The sequence below is a fragment of the Prolixibacter sp. DSM 2831 genome, assembly GCF_056493735.1.
In genome coordinates this window covers 4,179,269-4,197,919 of sequence record NZ_CM151379.1, presented here as the reverse complement: position 1 = coordinate 4,197,919, position 18,651 = coordinate 4,179,269, and the positions used below count along the sequence as shown (strand labels likewise).

The following is an 18,651-nucleotide window of genomic DNA, read 5'->3' as shown; positions in this document are numbered from 1 at the left end:
TTACGTAAATAATGTTCAGCGAAGAAATGCAAGGATAAAATATACCATCGGAATAGCGATGAGAATGCTATCAAAGCGGTCGAGTAGTCCGCCGTGCCCCGGCATAAAATTTCCCGAATCCTTCACTCCCAGGCTCCTTTTAAACATGGATTCAATCAGGTCGCCGAAGGTTCCTGCAATCACGGTAATGGCCGCAATAATGGCCAACGGGACGAAGCTGTACTGGTCCCAGAATTGAGCCAGGATTGCAGCTACGATGATGGCCGCTGCCAGTCCGCCGAAGAAACCTTCCCACGATTTTTTAGGTGAAATACGTTCGAACAGCCGGTGTTTTCCAAACTTCGAACCAATCAGGTATGCACCCGAATCGCTGGCCCAAATGAAAAACAGCAGACTGAGTAATATTTTAGGTTCATACATATATCCTAACTCTCTGGGATAGACAAAAAAGTTGAGCAGTGCGAAAGGAACCGAAATATAAATAACACCAATCGTGGTGTAAGCGATATTCCGGAATGGCATTTCCAGTGTTTTATTGCGATAGAGTTCGGCAACAAACAGGGAAAGCATCAATGGAATGAGCGTCAGAAGCCAGGCTTCCGACAAGGCTCCCCGGGCTATAAAAAAGGATACCAGAAAAAGAACAATCCCGGCAAATATTCCCAGTTTTTGCTGAGGAACCGCACCCGATTTCGCCAGTAAATCGTAGAATTCTTTCAGCGTAAAACTACTGATGAAGACAAATAACAGGGAAAAGGTATAAGGGCTTATCCAGGTGGCCCCGATAAGCACAGCTACAAACAAAGTTCCCCAAAGAGTACGGACTTTCAGATCGTTCAATTTTCCCCGCTTTTCAGATTTTTTAATATGTCCAGCGCTTTTTCTTCTACTTCTTCGCGGACATAAACTTCTATGTCGCCAAAAGTAGTAAAAGTTGAATCTTTATGATTCATGATAAGGGCTTCAATTCCGTTCTCTTCAAGCAAGTCTTTGGCCATCTGGGCCTTAAAGTCTTGTCCGGTCATGAAAATTTGTTTCCAACCTTTTTCCATAACATTCCCTTTCTTATTTATTCATATTCTGTTAGAAAAACGTGCAGCGCTTTGGGTCCGTGAGCTCCCATTACCAGTGTTTTCTCAATGTCGGCTGTCCGGCTGGGACCTGCAATGTGTGTAATTTGTGAAGGAAGATCATCGCGATATTTCTCTTCCAGCCTGACAAGCGCTTCTTCCAGTGTCCGGACCAACTGATTGGAACCGGCTACTACCATGTGCACTTCCGGGAAAAAGTGGAGCTTTCGCCCGCTGGTGCTACCCGAGTGAACCAGTACTCCTCCGGTTTCGGCAATCAACCATTCGCAACCGGTTAAAGCTGCCTTCGTTTCCGGAAAACGCTGCATTTCGGAAGATACTTCTAAACCGGCATCTTTCAAAATTTCCCGGAGGCCTTTATCGCGGCAAAAAACAAACGGCCAACGGTATTCTTCCTTAAGCCCTTTTAGTTGGGCAAGCAGTTCGTCACGGCTTTTTGCCAGATGAAAATGGCCTTGTATTTTTTCCAGTTCTTGCTGAAACTGTTCCGATAAATGCAGGTTAGAAACGGGAAAAACCGGAGAGGGCTCTTCCTGCGCCTTTCCGGTTATTCCGTTTTGTTTGCTTTTCTGCCTGAAGGCAGAATTTTTTATCCGGTCGAGTATTTGTTCCCTGGCACCGGGATTTTTCATGTTATGCTGATTCTTTGTTATCCTTTGGCGAATCTTTCGGCGAAGTAGTTGGAGGCGAAGTCAGCGGCTTATTTTCGCTGTTGTCTGCCATAGGAACTTCGATCTTTTTTTCCGGTCCCTTCTGCGGGTCCCACGGACGGGGTCCAAAAATCGCTTCCAAATCTTCCGAAAAGATAACCTCACGTTCCAGTAATTTTTCAGCTAGTTGCTTATGTCCTTCAGCGTTGTCGGCTAGAATCTTCCGCGCTCGCTGATATTGAACATCGATCAGATCTTTTATCTCATGATCAATCAGTTCTGCAGTATGTTCGCTATAAGGTTTGTTGAAACTGTAATCCGATTGACCTGTAGAGTCATAGAAGCTTACATTTCCTACTGCATCACTCATTCCGAAATAGCAGACCATGGCGTACGTCGTTTTGTAGACTTTCTCCAGGTCATTTTGTGCACCGGAGGAGATAGTACCAAATACGTTTTCTTCTGCAGCCCGGCCACCTAGTGTCGCACAAACTTCGTCCAGCATCTGTTCGCGGGTCGTAATTTGTCTTTCTTCCGGGAGATACCATGCTGCACCTAATGCTTTTCCACGGGGTACAATGGTTACTTTCACGAGCGGATGCGCGTGTTCCAGTAACCAACTAACGGTAGCGTGTCCCGCTTCGTGGTATGCAATCGTTGCCTTTTCGCTGGGCGATATAATTTTATTCTTTTTCTCCAGTCCGCCGATAATCCGGTCAACAGCATCGAGGAAATCTTGTTTCTGTACGGTCTCCTTCTTACGGCGTGCTGCAATCAAAGCGGCCTCGTTACACACGTTGGCAATATCGGCACCCGAGAATCCGGGAGTTTGCTTGGCGAGGAAACTAACGTCTACATCTTCGCCTTTCCGTAAAGGTTTCAGGTGTACCTGGAATATTTCGCCCCGTTCGTTAATATCCGGCAATTCTACGTGAATCTGGCGGTCAAAACGTCCGGCACGCATCAGTGCACGGTCGAGAATATCGGCACGGTTGGTTGCTGCCAGAATGATAACTCCCGAGTTGGTGTCAAAACCATCCATTTCGGTGAGCAACTGGTTCAACGTGTTTTCGCGCTCGTCGTTGGAGCCCATATTAGGATTCCGTCCACGGGCACGTCCTATTGCGTCAATCTCATCGATGAAGACAATACACGGAGCTTTTTCTTTTGCTTGTTTGAAGAGGTCACGCACACGCGATGCACCAACACCGACAAACATTTCGACAAAGTCGGAACCTGACATGGAGAAGAACGGCACATTGGCCTCGCCTGCTACAGCACGGGCTAGCAATGTTTTACCGGTTCCCGGAGGTCCGACAAGCAAAGCACCTTTCGGGATTTTTCCTCCCAGTTTGGTGTAGCGTCCGGGGTTCTTCAGGAACTCTACAATTTCTTCGATTTCCTGTTTTGCTTCAGATAATCCGGCCACATCTTTAAAAGTTGTGCTGACACGGGAGTCTTTATCGAAAACTTTCGCCTGCGACTTTCCAACATTGAAGATATTGGCTCCTCCTCCGCCTCCGGCACCACGGCTCATCCGGCGGAAAATCCACCACCAGATACCCACCAGCAATAAAATAGGTAGTATCCAGCTTAGCACTTCCATGAAAATATCCCGTCTTGTTTCGTATGTGAGGATTACCTGATTTTTTTCGGGAACATCAGACTGTGCTTGTTTCAGATTTTGCTCGAACGTGTCGACGGAACCGATGATAAAATAAAATTGTGGTCCGGCTTTCGATGGCGTACCAAATCCCTGATCGAATTTCGATTTATATTTTGCGTAAGCACTGTCTTTCAAAAATATTTCGGCACGCTCGCGGTTGACAACCACGATTTTCTTGATGTCACCATTTTTCAGCATGGTGTTTTTTACTTCGCGCCAGTTGGTTTCGACGGGTGAGCCGCCTGAGCCAAAATACTGAAGAGCGATAAAGATCAAGATGATAATCCCATAAACATAGATGGGATTAAACTTGGGATTAAAGCGACCTTTATTGCCATTGCCCTGAGGCTTTTTATTGTTATTAGGCATGCCCGATCCGTTATTATTTTTAATGTTGTTATCAGCCATATAGAGTTCAACTTTCTGATTCAATTTGTATAATTTGGGCATCGGCCCATAGTTCTTCCAGGTCGTAAAACCTTCGGTACTGCTCCTGGAAAACATGCACCATTACATCGCCATAATCGAGGAGTATCCATTGAGCATTTTGATATCCGTCCTTATGCCAAACCCTGGTATTTTCAATTTCCTCGACGGTTTCTTCAACTGAGTGGGCAATCGAATCGGTGTGGGTATTGGAATTACCGTGGCAAATAATGAAATTGTCACATTCCGTATTACCCAATTTTTTCATGTCAATATTTATGATATCGAGGCCTTTCTTGCGGCGTATTCCTTCAACAATTGCCTCGATAAGATGTTCGGAATCGCTGTTCCGGGTCTTATTCACCATGTATTGAATTTAAAATTACAAAGATAATTTTTTTAACCAGATCGCTGTAAAATTGCGATTTTGTTAAGTTATTGAAAAATTGGTTGCCATCTTTACACTCAAAATGTAATTACGATATGCGCACAATCATTGGCAATCAGATGGAACATCTGAGCCGGACAGACTCGACCAATAACTATGCCAGCAGGCAACTCATGACAAAACGTCTGCCGGAAGGAATTGTTTACTCAACTTCGGCCCAGGAAAAGGGAAGAGGACAGGTAAATCAGCATTGGGAAAGCGAGCCTGGAAAAAACATCACCATGAGTGTTGTGCTTTACCCGGATTTTGTCCCCATCCTTAGCCAGTTTCTCATCTCAAAAGCCGTTGCGCTCGCTGTTTCCGATTTTGTGAGCGCTTACGTATCCGATGTGCACATTAAATGGCCCAACGATATTTACGTAGGGAAAAAGAAAATTGCCGGAATTCTGATCGAAAATTCATTGCGCGAAGGAACTATCGCTTCGAGCATTGTAGGCATCGGGTTAAACATTAACCAGCGGGAGTTTCTCAGCGATGCGCCTAATCCGGTTTCCTTATCATTGTTGACAGATAAAGAATTTTTATTGGATGAATGTCTGGAAGAACTCTGCGATCGGTTGGACGACTGGTATATGCAGTTGAAGACTGGTGAGGTACAGAAAATCAACAGAGCGTATGAGGAGCGGTTATTCCGGATGAACGAGTGGGCGCCTTACCATGCCGGAGACGAAGAGTTCGAAGGTAGAATTACCGGTGTAGACGAAATCGGGCGTTTGGTTGTTGAAAGACGCGACGGGACCAAACAACAATTCCACCTGAAGGAGGTGGAATTTATCATTTGATTACGATTCGATTTCGCCCGACGAGTCTCCGTTCAAATCAAACGGTATGCGGCTGATAGCTTCCGCCATTTTATCGATGCCGTCTTTTAGATGTTTGTTCACCATCATCTTAATCATCGGGTTCAGATCGGCATGGAGCGTAAGCCGTAGCTTACAAGAGCTATCATCGACCGGGACAAGTTGAATCCAGAAATAAAACTGGAAAGGAACGGTTCCGTCGCCCGTTAGTTTGATACTCTTTTCCGGTTCGCGCTCGACAATTTTCATTCCCACTTTCCCGATAGGACTGATTTTAAAAGAACAATTATCGGGGGTTGCCTCAAAATCCTCGATGTTAATTTCCGGAGCATTGGGTATCTGCTCGCGTACTTTTTCAATGTTTTCAGGTTTTAGCAGTGGTTTCAGATTCTCCAGATTCGAGAGTTTCTGGTAAACAACTCCTTGCTCATACGCAACGGTTTTTACCTCGCTCACATATTTTTCTGTTCCCATGGTATTTGTCTTGGTTAAATAAAAAGCCGGGCATTGATAACGAGTGCCCGGCTGCAAAAATAGAATTATATCGTTTGATTATCGTCCCCAGTGAGCCGGATCTTGTCTCCAGCGGTTCAGATTTTCCAGTTGACTGTCGGTAATTTCGCCCGATTCGTGTGCTACTTTCAGCAGCAGGTTGTAATTGCTGAGCGGAGTCAGTTCAACGTTGGCTTCTTTGAATTTATCAGCGGCAATCGAGAAGTTGTATGAAAAGATGGACAGCATTCCCAGTACGTCGGCGCCATAGTTGCGCAAAGCGGCTACGGCATTCAGGGAACTTAATCCAGTGGAAACCAAATCCTCGATGACAATAACTTTCTTGCTTGGCTGCAGATCGCCTTCGATGAGGTTTTCCAGACCGTGGTCTTTCGGCTTCGAGCGAACATATACAAATGGCAAGCCCAATTCTTCGGCAACCAACGCTCCGTGAGCAATCGCTCCCGTAGCCACACCGGCGACTACTTCAGCTTCGGGATATTTCTCTTTAATGAGTTTGGCAAACTGCTGATAAATAAATTTGCGGGTTTCCGGATAAGACAACACTTTGCGGTTGTCACAATAAATCGGCGCTTTCCAGCCCGATGCCCATGTGAAAGGTGTTTCCGGAGATATTTTAATGGTGTTTATTGCGAGTAATCGTTTGGCGACCTCGATTTGTAGAGCTTCCATAGCGGTAGTTGATTTTTGTTTTCATGCAAAATTAACAAGATTTTTTAAGTAGACCGATTAAAAGTGCTGGACGAAATCAACTTAAGAAAACGATCATCTTGCATAAGTGTTTCCCTAACACTACTTATTGGAAGGGGAAGAAGCAGCTCTTTTTCGCTGATTCTCGGTGCTCCGGAAAACCCTGACAAAAGCGGCCTGAAAACCTCTGGATACCGCCGGTGCCGGCGACAACAGTAATTTTCCATCGGGACCTACCAGGTAAAAGGTTGGGACGTCTTTTACGCGATAAGCGTCAGCAAGCTTTTGGTTGCCTGAGGCATCCAACAAAGGCCAGGTGTAACCATTCTTTTCCCACAACTGTTTGGCGGTGTCGAAATTGTCGCCCATGGAAACCGAAACTACCGTGAGGACCTGATGAAAACGCTGCTGAACATTTTTCAGCAATTTCAGATCCTGCAGGCTTTCGTTGTTATCGGTGCTGAAGAAGTTAAGGTACACATACCTACCGTGAAAAGAACTCAACGCGGTTTCCTTTCCAGTATTATTTTTTAGGTTAAACGAAGGAGCTTCACTTCCGGTCATCGTTTCTGTCAGGTGTTTCGTGATGCCTTTGGCCAGGTTCCGGTATTCGGCATTCGTCGCTTCCGTTTCGGCGTGTTTCAACGTTAGTAAAACACCTTCCTTTTCGAAAAACGAAGAATAAAAACCGTCGTTCAGACCTTTCAGAATCGCCAGTTCAGCAAACGATGTATGGTATCCTTTTCCTGTGAAGAAATCCAGCAGGCCTTTCCAGTTGCCGCTGTCTACCAATGGTGTTACCTTTTCAAAATCGACCGACTGAGCTTTCTTTTTCAGGAAATTGGTAAACATCGTCCGGAACAACTCCTGGTATTTGGCATTTCCCAATTCCACCGGTCGCGTGGCAAAATATTTCATGACGACGGCATCCGGGTTCCGTTGGCTGGCATCATATTCGAGCCCGGCGTAGTAGTACTCTTTCGTTACATTAAAGTAAGAAGATTTCGTATCCGGAAAAGCCTTTTCTAATTTGGCGATGATTTCGCCGGCAACCCGTTGCGACCCGTTGTGATATATGTCGTTTACATTTTGGTTGATTTCGTGGGTGAGCTCTTCGACAAATTCCCGTATCCTGAAATTGATATCGTTTTTCGGCCGGTTTTTCAGGCCCAACCAATAAGGAATGGGTTTAAAATACGGGCTTTTCTTTTGCGCGTCAGTCAGAGGAACATATTTGGGAAGGATGATTTGATACTCCTGGCCGGGTTCTGCGACTAAAACTCCCTGGTATTTATCGAGATTACAATAAACCTGCCGTGTTTGGGAAAGGGAGAACGAAAGCGAAAAGCTCCCATCCTTGTTAATCGTTGTGGAAGCCAGTGGTACATCCTGGTACAAAACCGGATCGGGGTGATAGTAAAACGTAACCTTCTTCCCGGCATAAACCGGGGCAACCCCGTTGATATTTACTTCCGATGCATTGACTTGCAAGGCCAGACTAAGTCCGGACAGAACGATAAAAAACAATCTTTTAATCATCAACTCACGATTCTTCCTGTTCGGTGTAAAATTCCTGAATATCCAATTGTTTGGGAAGGAACATGCTGGCGTCTCCACCATGGCGGAGAATATCGCGCACAATGGTCGAAGTGATTGGCGTATGCTCCGGAGTGGTTAAGAGGAAAACGGTTTCAATTTCCGGATGCATCTTCTTGTTGACCTGTGCAATGGCACGTTCGTACTCAAAGTCGGCAGCGGTACGTAAGCCACGCAAAATGTACTGGGCATGAACTTTCCGGCAGTAATCAACAGTCAGGCCTTCGAATTTTCCAACACTGACTTTCGGCTCATTTTCAAAAACCTTCTTAATCCACTCTTTCCGCTTGGTCAGCGGATAGAACGGCTTTTTATTCGAGTTATAACCAATCATGATAATGATTTGATCGAAAAGCGGAATGGCACGTCTGACGATGGATTCGTGCCCAATGGTAAAAGGGTCGAAAGAGCCCGGGAAAATTGCGATTCTTTCCATTGATTGCTGTTTGAGTATTGCAAAACTAAAAAGAATTTCGGGAAAGCCTTCATTTTATGGGAAAGGTGGCTTATTTCAGTTTTCCTGTCTGTTTTCCTGAATCACAAGAAAAAAGTTTCCTAAATTGGCGGGAAGAGAAAATAATCGTAACCAAATAGAAATCAATAACCATGCTTGTCGAACGCGATCACATTGGCATTTTCGGTAAGATGAATTCGGGGAAAAGTACCCTGATGAACCTGTTGACGCAACAGGAAACCTCGATTGTCGATTCAACACCGGGAACTACCGCCGATACCAAAATAACGTTGCAGGAAATTCACGGAATGGGGCCGGTAAAACTCTTCGATACGGCCGGTTTGGATGAAGGAACCGGACTTGGCGAAAAGAAGAAGAAGAAAGTTTTATCCACGCTAAAGGAATGTGACCTTGTTCTTTTGATCATTGATCCATCTACCGATGAATTTGAAACAGAGGCGCTGGTGTTGGAAGAAGCACGCCAGCTGGACAAACAGCTGTTGGTCATTTACAACCTGTTTCAGGCTGTCGATGAGGAGAGAATTGCCAACGTAGAGAGGGAGTTGCCCTACATTCAGTTTCATCATAAACTGAGAATAACAGCCAACAACCCGGCCTCTCGCCAACCGTTGCTGGAGTTTATTCTTGGTAATTTCGAATCAAAGAATCAGCAACTGGAGCTCCTTCCTTTTGTCGAGAAAGACCAGTTTTACATATTGAATATTCCGATGGATGAGGAAACACCGCCCGGGCGATATTTGCGTCCGCAGGCAATGGCCGAAGAATACATCACCCGGCACTGGGCCTTTCCGGTTTCCTTCCGGATGGATTTAGGAAAAGCGCGCAGCGGCGATCCTTCTGAGCGAAAACGCTGGGATGATTTCCTGGCCAGTTTGCAACGTCGTCCAAAAGCCATTGTCACCGATTCACAGGCAATGGACATCATGAAGGATTGGGCGCCGGATGACATGCTGCTGACCACTTTCTCCATCATGATGATAAACTATGTTAGTCGGGGCAAACTAAATGGATTTCACGAAGGAATCAATGCGCTGGAGCACATCAAAGCAGGTGACCGGATATTAATTGCCGAGGCCTGTAACCATTCCCGGATCAAAGAGGACATCGGGATTGTGCAAATTCCAAGATACATTCAGCAACATTTTCCGGGAGTAGAAGTTGAGCACAACTTTGGCCGGGAGTTCCAGGAAAACAAAGAGTTGGAGAAATACAGTCTGGTTATTCATTGTGGAGGCTGCATGATTAGTGGCCAAAAAATGCAGGCACGCATCCGTGATTTGGAAGCCATCGGTATTCCATTCACCAACTACGGAATTTTCCTTTCCTATATTCAGGGACGGAAAAGTCTGGACCGGGTGATGGTTCCGTGGAGATAATGGTAGATATTGAGAGAATATTTGAGCAGGAGCAAGCAATTTCTCCTGCTTTTCTATTCAATGCTTTTGTGTTGGTTAGATGATACGAACAAAATATTGCCCAAATCGCCGTACCCGTCAAACAATTCGATACCATTTTTCAGTTTTTCAGTTTTAAAACCGATAATGGTCAGGTCAGCGTCGACAGAGAAACGGGAAATGATCTCTTTCCGGTCTTCACCCTCTTCCAGCGGTATCATCTCAACGTTCGACTGGCTGATGGGAATTCGTCCTTGTTTGATCAGACGAATTAGTCGGTTTCGTTCCTCCTGCATCTCAGCGTGTGGAACGATGGCGAATATTTTAATGAAACCGCGTTTCCATTCAGGATGTCCCAACGTGATGTATCCCAGAAGAATCATAAGATTCGCATTCTTGTAGTCTTCCGGTTTAATCCAGATATGAATTTCTTTTTTGTAACCGAATCCACGGTAGCCGGTATTCAGGATACAAATGTCAAACCCGGCCGACTCAAGCATAGGATAATTCTGGATGGCGTCGGTAATGGAATGCGGATCCGTTCGGGAGAATTCGAAAAGAATCAAATTATTTCCCCGTCCGGAAATTCCGGAAAGCTGCACAACCTGTGCGATAGCCGAGGTGTAAGACGGCGATATAATAGTGTCGAGGTAAACCCGGTTGGGGAAGCTGGCTGCCAGTTTAAGTAAGCGCTCGAGAGCTATCTTCGATTCAGCGGTTGTTGAACGGTTCAACATGCCTTTGATGAAATGGATGTATGTTCCGAAACCATAGCGGTGTGAAATCCAACGCATAAAATCGAATGCCGATTTCCTTCTAAAGGTGTCACATGAAATGCAGATGGCAAATGGACGCCAACTCAATTCGCGGTCTTCACGGTCTGCCCGTTGGGCAAATATCTGTAGTTCGCGGCTCAATTGGAAAATTACGCCTCGGAATAGCTTGTTAAACCCGCGTCTCTCATGCTTGCTTTTCGTAATGAACACATAAAGCAACGTCATGATCAGCAGTGAAAATGCGGCATAAGGCATGTTCATTTTGAACATCACCCAGAAGGAGGCCAATGTACCAATCAATGAAATGCTCCAGTGTGAGCGGAAAGTCGGACGATAAGCCGGATCGGCGGCAAAATGTTCGAGCAGTGAAATCAAGCAGATAGCTCCATAAGTAATCATGAAAAACATGGAGATGATTTGCGCCACGAAGTTGACATCGCCGACGAAAACAAAGACAAAGGCTATGATAATCGTGATGGTCGATGCATTGATGGGTTCATTGTCGGCTTTTTTGCCTCTTGCCAGCCACTGGTTGAGTTTAAATTGCGGAAAAATATCGTCGGCACCAATGGCCTGTAGTGTTCGCGGAGCAATCATAATAGAGCCAAGCGCTGATGATAGCGAAGCTGCAGCCAGTCCTATCGGGATAATGGGCCCCCAGGCAGCAATGCGTTGCATAATCAACTGGTCACCAACCAAATCTTCGGGCGACGCAGAAACAGCAAATTTGTAGGCCGCCAAAAAATAGACGATCAATCCTGCCAGGGTAGCCCAAATGGTTCCCCGCGGGATCGAAGTGTCCGGATGTTTCAGGTCGCCAGAAAGGCCCAGACCAGCTGCTAATCCGGTAAAAGCCGGGAATATAATGGTGAACACATAGAAGAAGCTATTGCCATTCGGAATCCGGCTGCTCAGGTTAATCACTTCCGGTTTGATGGGGGAATCGCCGAAGAAGAAAAAGCCGAGCGATGTAAGCAAAATGGCTACCACCCAGTAAAGCGCTTTTACACCCATGTTGGCACCGCGCACCAGCATCAATACCGAAAGGATAAGCATTAACGGTACGGTGATGATTCTTCGGTCGGCCAGAACAATATCGTAGTTTACCCTAATCCAGTCGAAAACCGGTTCAAAAGCCTCGCCAAATGCAATCACATAAAAAGCCACACTGATGGCCTGTGAAAGATAAAGCGCCAATCCAACAGCGGCACCAATATTCAGTCCGAATGACCGGGAGATGATGAAGTAGGCTCCTCCTCCCTGCACCCGCTGGTTTGTGGCGATTTCAGCGACAGCCATAGCTGTAGGAATGGTTACCAAATGACCAATGATGATGATACCGATGACACCATAAAAGCCGACCTGACCGACAGCCCATCCAAAACGAAGGAACAGAATGGCTCCGAGAATGGTGGATAATGCCGTCAGGAATACCGGCATAGTTCCGAAACTGGCTTTAGGATTGACGAGACCGTTAGACATATAATCTGGTTAAATTAGCTAGATAAAAATAAGATTTGGCGGCTGAAAAGCAATACGAACTGCCCAACGACACAAAATAAATCGGAAAGAAATGAAAGGCGCGCGGTCTGCCGGAAAAACGAAAAGGTTACTTTTGTTCCTGAAAAGAAGCGTATGACTGGGAATCCAACATATCGTTACCTGTTTATAATCAATCCGGTGGCTGGCATTAGCGGGAAGAAGCATTTCCCGGAAATGATAACGCGCGTATTTGGCGAGACAGCTGTTGCTGTCGAGACCTGTTTTACAACCGGAAAAGGAAATGCGTTGCACCTGGTCAGGGAAAATTGGGACCGGTTTGATGTTTTTGTAGCGGTTGGAGGAGACGGAACAGTCAACGAGGTTATCTCGGCGGTAGCGGGAAGTGAGAAGTTTTTCAGTTTGATACCAGCGGGGTCGGGCAATGCACTTGGCCGTGAGTTGGGACTGTCGATGTGGCCTGCCCGGGCACTAAAAGAGATGGTGACCAGTCAGCCGAAGGTAATCGATACCGGAACGGTTAACGGTCGCCGATTCGTGAATGTCTGCGGCGTCGGGTTTGATGCCCACATTGCCGGTCGTTTTGCGAAAAGCAAATTACGCGGGCCGCTTCCCTATGTAGCTCATGTACTGCGCGATTTTGTGACATACCAACCGCATTCGTACCGGATTACCATCGATGGGAAGACATTTCGCCGGAAAGCTTTCGTGGTAACGGTGGCCAATACTTCGCAGTTTGGGAACAACGCGTTTATTGCACCGCGGGCCAAAGTCGACGACGGCTTACTTGATATCTGCATCCTCAAACCTTTCCCGGTAGGCATGGCACCCGATTTAGCGCTACGTTTATTCAACCGTCAGCTCGATGGTTCGAAGTACTGCGAATATTTCCAGGGAAAAGATATTCAGATTGAAGGCGAAACATTGGGATACCAGGTGGATGGCGAACCTTTCGTTAATAATGAACCACTTCACCTTTCGGTCGAAAATAAATCATTGAACATACTGGTCCCAGAGCCAACCGAAAGCTTGCTGGCCCGACTTTCACTGGATAAACTGATGAAATTCTAAAGAGAGATAAAGCTACTCTTCTTCAGCGCCCGGATACCCGATGGTCTGGCCCAACAGTATTTTTTGATGCGGCCTCAGTTTCATCTTCTTTCCCAGCGATTCTTTGTCGATGGAGCTGCGGACCACACATCCCAGTCCTTTCGAGGCACAGAAGAGATAAACATTCTGAGCGATGAATCCGCTATTGGCATACGTGTCCGAAGGTGCGTCATCGAAATTTTCGATCAGTTGCAGCCTGTCGAGGTCGGCGACGTAAATGAGATTCAGCGGAGCGGTTGCGACATAGGGCTGCAAACCACACAATGCTCTGATGTCTCCGCTCAGCACTCTCTTTAACCGATTGGTCGTTGCATTGTACACATAAAGCGCTTCGGGAGTTGCCACATAAACGTCAATTTCCTGTCGGTTCATGGCTGAGGGAGCTGTTCGTTTACCGTTTCTGCGATTGATTCCCCATGCGGCCCACAGCAGGTCTGACATCGTCTGTGGCTGGATGCTGTCATTGGTAAATTCGCGGGTAGAGTGTCGGTTGGCGAGCGCTTCCATTAAAGGCATGCCGCCGGTTTTGTCGGGCTCGGGAAGCTGGATATCCTGACTGAATAGGTTAGGGATTCCGGCCAACAGGACGACGATGGCGAAAAGCATTCGTTTCATAAGTCAATTGATTAATTGGTTAGTGATGAACTAATCATCAATTGAATTTAACGAAAAAATCAATTCCCTCCGTACATGCGAACGTCTTCGTCGGTAATAACCTTGTCGCAAAGGATAATCAACCGTTCGATAACATTCCGGAATTCCCGAATATTGCCGGTCCACTTCTTATTTTTCAGTTCCTTGATAGCTTCTTCGGTAATTTCTTTTGGCTGTTGACCGTATTCGGTGCAAATCTGCTTGTTGAAATGTTCAGCCAGTAACGGTATGTCCTCTTTCCGCTCTTCAAGTGCAGGAACATGGATGAGAATAACGCTGATGCGGTGGTACAAGTCTTCACGGAAGTTGCCTTTCTCGATTTCTTCCTGTAGATTTTTGTTCGTCGCAGCCACCACGCGGACGTCCACCTTAATCTGTTTGTCGCCGCCTACGCGGGAAATAATATTTTCCTGCAAAGCCCTTAAAACTTTCGCTTGCGCTGAAAGACTCATGTCGCCAATCTCGTCAAGAAACAGTGTTCCGCCGTTAGCTTGTTCAAATTTTCCTTTCCGCTGTTTGTTGGCCGAAGTAAAGGCTCCTTTTTCATGTCCGAACAATTCACTCTCAATCAGTTCTGATGGAATAGCGGCGCAGTTCACTTCCACAAAGGGGCCCTGTACACGAGCAGAATTCTCGTGCAAACGACGGGCAACCAATTCCTTCCCGGTTCCGTTGCTTCCGGTAATCAATACACGGGCTTCAGTAGGAGCTACCCGGTCGGTCATGTCGATAACCCGTGAGATAGCCTCCGATTCCCCAACAATCTCGTACTGTTTATCGACTTTCTGTTTCAGGACTTTGGTCTCCTGAACGAGGTTGGTCTTGTCGCTGGCGTTGCGGATGGTAATCAACAGCCGGTTGAGGTCGAGCGGCTTTTCGATGAAATCGTAAGCTCCTTTTTTGATGGAATCGACAGCTGTGTCGATGTTGCCATGTCCTGAAATCATGACTACCGTAGCATCCGACCGCATCTCCATGATGCGTTGCAACACTTCAATGCCGTCCATTTCGGGCATTTTAATGTCGCAGAAAATGGTGTCGTACTCATTGGCTTTTACCAGTTCGAGACCTTCAGGGCCATTTTCGGCCAAATCAACAGTATATCCTTCAAAGCCGAGGATATCTTTCATGGTATTGCGGATGCTTCGTTCGTCGTCGATGACCAGGATTTTAGACATAATATTTTCAGGATTCAGATTTGTTGGACATAAATTCATGCATCGCGCCTTCTTTCAGAGCGAAATGCGACTGGTACATCTGACCGATGTCCAGTTTGCGCAGCACAAAGTTAACGAATACCGAGGCAACCACAATCATTTCAACCCGCATTGGGTCCATTCCTTTCATTTTCTGGCGCTCCTGCAAGGTTGAACCTTTGAGTGTATCATGAATTTTTTGGAAGGCGCCCACCGGTAAAAGTGAAGCGGTTCGGTAGTTGCTTTCCGGCTCTACTTCTTCGTACAAATCGGTGAATGTGTCGAAAGCACCCGAACAACCTACCAGGATTCCGGGACGGTGGTTTTCGCATATCTTCCAGAGCATTTCGAGCTCATCTTCGAACCACTGTTCCATTTTGAGAATTTCATCCGGGTGCAGCGGGTCTGAAGGTTGGAAGATTTCCAACACCCGGGCCATCCCGATATTAAAACTTTGCTTCCAGATAATGTTGTCGCCCTGCGAAAGGATAAACTCGTTGCTTCCGCCACCGATGTCGAGAATCAGAATGGTTTGGCCGTTTACCGGAAGCGAAAGATTAACTCCCTTGAAAATGAGTTCCGCTTCGCGATCGCCGTCAATAATTTCGATTTCCCAGCCCAGGTTGGTGCGCACAGCATCGAGAAAGATATCCCGGTTTTCCGCTCCGCGTAACGCCGATGTGGCAAATATTTTTACCTCTTCCACCTGGTGTTCGTCGATGGTACGGGCATGTTTGTGCAGCGCGTTCAATCCCCGTTCAATGGCGTCGGCCAGTAGCAGCTGTTTGTGGATACCACCCAAGCCGAGCTTAACAGCTTCCTTGCCTTCGTACAACGTGACAAATTCACCATTGGCGAGTGACTCTGCTATTAAAAGGTTGCAGGTATTGGTGCCTAAATCGATTATGGCTTTGCGGCTCATTGCGGTTATCTTTTGCTTGGCTGTTAATTACAGAAAATCTATTTATCTGCCGGTTCATCCGGTTACGGGAGGGAAAGATAACTGAAAAATCGCAATGTTGTTATTGGGGGATTGGTGAAAGCGAAGTGCAATTCGAGTGGGAGTGAAGAGCAAATACAAAGAGGACAGCGTGTTGCCATCCTCCTTTTCGATGTAAAATATCGTGTATTAAAATAGTCCGTCAACAGACAGGTAACGTTCTCCGGTATCGTAGGAGAAAGTCAGAATACGGCTGCCTTTCGGAAGCTCTTTGATTTTCTTGTTCACCGCGGCCAGCGATGCACCGGATGAAATTCCAACCAGTAATCCTTCCTCTGCTGCCGCTTTCTGAGCAAATTCAAACGCCTCATCTTTTGATACCTGAATGGTTCCGTCCAGCGTTTCCGTTTTCAGGTTTTCCGGGATAAAGCCGGCACCAATTCCCTGGATCGGGTGAGGTCCCGGGGCTCCGCCACCAATCACGGGTGAAGTTTCCGGTTCAACGGCAAATGTTTTCATATCGGGGAAGCGTTTTTTCAACTCCATCGAAACACCGGAAATGTGTCCGCCCGTTCCTACGCCGGTAATCAGGTAATCAATTCCTTCCGGGAAATCAGATAAAATTTCTTTTGCTGTAAATTCAGCATGTGCCTGGATGTTGGCCGGATTATCGAACTGGGATGGGATGAACGAACCGGGATTTTGTTCTGCGAGCTCTTTCGCACGATTGATGGCTCCTTTCATTCCTTGTTCCTTCGGGGTCAGTTCGAGTTGGGCACCGTACGCCTTTAAAATACGACGGCGCTCAACGGACATTGACTCGGGCATGACCAGGATGAGCTTGTACTTTTTTACAGCAGCCACCAGAGCCAGTCCAATACCGGTGTTCCCGGAAGTTGGCTCGATGATAATACTATCGGGATTTAGTAATCCTCTTTCTTCCGCATCATTAATCATTTGCAGTGCAATACGATCTTTGATACTGCCTCCCGGGTTGGTTTTTTCCACTTTGGCATATACCTCGTAATCGTCGGGATAAAGGTGGTTAATACGTACATGCGGCGTATTACCAATGGTTTCCAGAATAGTTTTAACTTTCATAATTCGTCTGATAATTGGTTATGATGTAACAGTATAATTGAACAAAAAAAAACCTCCCCGGTTCGGGAAGGTTTTTCTATGGAACTAAAAAATCAGAATCAGCTTGCGCATAGAATATCCTTCCTGTTAGCGGTATAACAGGTACAACAATTGCACATATGGCTTCTTAGGATATTCATGCTATGACAAATATACGATATTTCGGATAAAATTGTCCGAATGAATCAAGTCAATTTTATATTAATTATTATGAAAATTCACCACTCCGGTTTAACTCCGGTAGGTGAGCCATTTGCCCAGCTCTTTCCAGGTTGGTTTCTTACCGTACATCAGGATTCCGGTGCGGTAAATTTTACCAGCTACCCAAACGGTTCCAATAAATGTGGCGACCAGTAAAACCATCGAAAGGATGAGTTCCCAAACAGGGACACCAAACGGTATTCGCACCATCATCACAACCGGAGAAGTAAACGGTATCAGGCTAAACCAGAATGCAATCGGTCCTTCCGGGTTGGTAATAGCGTTCATCATGACAATGATGGCGATGATAAGCGGAATGGTGACCGGCAACGTAAACTGTTGTGCATCTTCTTCAGCATCGATGGCGGAACCAACAGCACCAAACAGCGAACTGTAAAGCAGATAACCGCCGATGAAGAAGAAAAAGAAGCAACCAATTATCAACGGGAAGTTGATGCTGCTCATCATGGAAAAGATTTCCTGCACCTGACTGCTTTGGGCAACACTTTCCATTTGTCCGCTCATCTGACTTTGTGCCATGAGGTTTTGTGTCTGCTCAGGCGACATATCGGGAATGAAGCCTTTAGCTACCTGGAAAATTCCAATAAATAACGTCACCCAAATGGCAAACTGTGTGAGTCCGACCAAAGCGATACCAACGATTTTTCCCATCATCAGCTCGAAGGGTTTCACGCTGGAGACAATCACTTCGACGATTCGGTTTTGCTTCTCTTCCATCACGCCACGCATGACCATGGTGCCATATATGAAAATGAAAATGTAAATCATGAAGCCAAAGATGTAGCCGAGGACCATGGCGATTTCCGTAGAGCTTTTATGCTCTTCGCCTTTGTCGCCTACGCGGATGGTATTCACATGGATATTGGTCCGAGCAGCTTCCAGCTTCTGTTCCAAATCGGGCACGGCAGCTTCTTTCAGTAAAGCCGATCGTTTATCGTTTTCCAGAATACTGGAGAGGTTGTTATCAATCTTGTTCTTCAAATCGAAGGGAACGTTCTTCTCTGAAAAGAGCTCAACGTTATTCGTGGTAACGACATTGGGCGGAATAGACAACAAAGCATAATATTTCGAGCCTTTCAGGTTGTCGCGCAGTTTATCGTAATCTTCTTTCGGAATGAAATGGAATTTGGTGTATTCCGTACTTTCCAGCCTTCCGAGAAAAATGCCCGAGCCGTCGTAAACAGCTACCGTGCGCTCTTCCGTATCGTTCATGGTAGCCAGGTAGGTCGGCAAAATGGTGACGGCGGCAAATAGGACCGGCATCAGCAGGGTTAGAATAATGAATGATTTCTTTTTAACCCGCGTGTTGTATTCTCTTTTTATGATGATACCAACTTTTTTCATAGTCAATGTTTTTCTGTGAT

Annotated in this window: 18 protein-coding genes; 3 read left to right on the top strand and 15 right to left on the bottom strand. The window is 46.2% G+C overall.

All coding sequences use genetic code 11. The features are described from left to right. Nucleotides 1-15 precede the first annotated feature (15 nt). The 5 genes from AC060N_RS17330 to rsfS are packed head-to-tail and all read right to left on the bottom strand — an operon-like array spanning nt 16 to nt 4,200. Complete coding sequence (locus AC060N_RS17330; RefSeq protein ID WP_479524871.1) at nt 16-840, bottom strand: phosphatidate cytidylyltransferase; 825 nt, start codon at nt 838-840, stop codon at nt 16-18. Further along, nucleotides 837-1,052, bottom strand: coding sequence for a putative signal transducing protein (locus tag AC060N_RS17325; protein ID WP_153640257.1), 216 nt, complete (start codon nt 1,050-1,052; stop codon nt 837-839). Before AC060N_RS17325 ends, AC060N_RS17330 begins: the two co-directional genes overlap by 4 nt. A 17-nt stretch (nt 1,053-1,069) precedes the next feature. Continuing rightward, nucleotides 1,070-1,723: a LutC/YkgG family protein gene (locus AC060N_RS17320; RefSeq protein WP_479524870.1), complete on the bottom strand. Its 654-nt coding sequence runs from the start codon at nt 1,721-1,723 to the stop codon at nt 1,070-1,072. Nucleotide 1,724: 1 nt separating this feature from the next. Then, nucleotides 1,725-3,839, bottom strand: coding sequence for an ATP-dependent zinc metalloprotease FtsH (gene ftsH, locus AC060N_RS17315; protein ID WP_228492008.1), 2,115 nt, complete (start codon nt 3,837-3,839; stop codon nt 1,725-1,727). Further along, the gene (gene rsfS, locus AC060N_RS17310; RefSeq protein ID WP_463236966.1) at nt 3,823-4,200 is read right to left on the bottom strand and encodes a ribosome silencing factor; all 378 of its coding nucleotides are present in this window, start codon (nt 4,198-4,200) and stop codon (nt 3,823-3,825) included. The genes ftsH and rsfS overlap by 17 nt, the downstream gene beginning before the upstream one ends. Nucleotides 4,201-4,316: 116 nt before the next feature. Between rsfS and AC060N_RS17305 the strand changes: the two genes are divergently transcribed. Continuing rightward, on the top strand, nt 4,317-5,063 hold the full coding sequence (locus AC060N_RS17305) for a biotin--[acetyl-CoA-carboxylase] ligase (RefSeq protein WP_479524869.1): 747 nt from the start codon (nt 4,317-4,319) through the stop codon (nt 5,061-5,063). Here AC060N_RS17305 and AC060N_RS17300 read toward each other — a convergent pair whose 3' ends face one another. The 4 genes from AC060N_RS17300 to coaD all read right to left on the bottom strand — a co-directional run bounded on the left by AC060N_RS17300 (nt 5,064) and on the right by coaD (nt 8,316). After that, the gene (locus AC060N_RS17300) at nt 5,064-5,555 is read right to left on the bottom strand and encodes a polyketide cyclase (RefSeq protein ID WP_106540354.1); all 492 of its coding nucleotides are present in this window, start codon (nt 5,553-5,555) and stop codon (nt 5,064-5,066) included. It abuts the gene before it with no gap. Between the two features lie 78 nt (nt 5,556-5,633). Continuing rightward, a complete protein-coding gene (pyrE, locus tag AC060N_RS17295; RefSeq protein WP_106540353.1) occupies nt 5,634-6,266 on the bottom strand; it encodes an orotate phosphoribosyltransferase in 633 nt (210 codons plus the stop codon). A 120-nt stretch (nt 6,267-6,386) separates the two neighbouring features. Further along, nucleotides 6,387-7,823, bottom strand: a complete 1,437-nt coding sequence (locus AC060N_RS17290; RefSeq protein ID WP_479524868.1) for a TlpA family protein disulfide reductase — start codon at nt 7,821-7,823, stop codon at nt 6,387-6,389. Between the two features lie 4 nt (nt 7,824-7,827). After that, entirely contained in the window at nt 7,828-8,316 is a 489-nt protein-coding gene (gene coaD, locus AC060N_RS17285; protein WP_153640250.1) for a pantetheine-phosphate adenylyltransferase, read from the bottom strand. A gap of 170 nt (nt 8,317-8,486) precedes the next feature. On the opposite strand from coaD, the gene AC060N_RS17280 reads away from it, so the two are divergent. Continuing rightward, the gene (locus AC060N_RS17280) at nt 8,487-9,731 is read left to right on the top strand and encodes a GTPase (RefSeq protein ID WP_479524867.1); all 1,245 of its coding nucleotides are present in this window, start codon (nt 8,487-8,489) and stop codon (nt 9,729-9,731) included. A 53-nt stretch (nt 9,732-9,784) separates the two neighbouring features. On the opposite strand, the gene AC060N_RS17275 is transcribed toward AC060N_RS17280, so the two are convergent. After that, nucleotides 9,785-12,007, bottom strand: coding sequence for an APC family permease (locus tag AC060N_RS17275; RefSeq protein WP_479524866.1), 2,223 nt, complete (start codon nt 12,005-12,007; stop codon nt 9,785-9,787). Between the two features lie 153 nt (nt 12,008-12,160). On the opposite strand from AC060N_RS17275, the gene AC060N_RS17270 reads away from it, so the two are divergent. Then, nucleotides 12,161-13,096, top strand: coding sequence for a diacylglycerol/lipid kinase family protein (locus AC060N_RS17270; protein WP_479524865.1), 936 nt, complete (start codon nt 12,161-12,163; stop codon nt 13,094-13,096). A gap of 12 nt (nt 13,097-13,108) precedes the next feature. Here AC060N_RS17270 and AC060N_RS17265 read toward each other — a convergent pair whose 3' ends face one another. The 5 genes from AC060N_RS17265 to AC060N_RS17245 all read right to left on the bottom strand — a co-directional run bounded on the left by AC060N_RS17265 (nt 13,109) and on the right by AC060N_RS17245 (nt 18,631). Beyond that, complete coding sequence (locus AC060N_RS17265; RefSeq protein ID WP_479524864.1) at nt 13,109-13,750, bottom strand: nitroreductase family protein; 642 nt, start codon at nt 13,748-13,750, stop codon at nt 13,109-13,111. A 59-nt stretch (nt 13,751-13,809) separates the two neighbouring features. Then, on the bottom strand, nt 13,810-14,967 hold the full coding sequence (locus AC060N_RS17260; protein ID WP_479524863.1) for a sigma-54-dependent transcriptional regulator: 1,158 nt from the start codon (nt 14,965-14,967) through the stop codon (nt 13,810-13,812). 7 nt (nt 14,968-14,974) lie between these two features. Further along, entirely contained in the window at nt 14,975-15,907 is a 933-nt protein-coding gene (locus AC060N_RS17255) for a Ppx/GppA phosphatase family protein (protein ID WP_479524862.1), read from the bottom strand. A gap of 207 nt (nt 15,908-16,114) precedes the next feature. Next, nucleotides 16,115-17,026, bottom strand: a complete 912-nt coding sequence (gene cysK, locus AC060N_RS17250) for a cysteine synthase A (RefSeq protein ID WP_479524861.1) — start codon at nt 17,024-17,026, stop codon at nt 16,115-16,117. 270 nt (nt 17,027-17,296) lie between these two features. Beyond that, complete coding sequence (locus tag AC060N_RS17245; protein WP_479524860.1) at nt 17,297-18,631, bottom strand: ABC transporter permease; 1,335 nt, start codon at nt 18,629-18,631, stop codon at nt 17,297-17,299. Between the last annotated feature and the right edge of the window lie 20 nt (nt 18,632-18,651).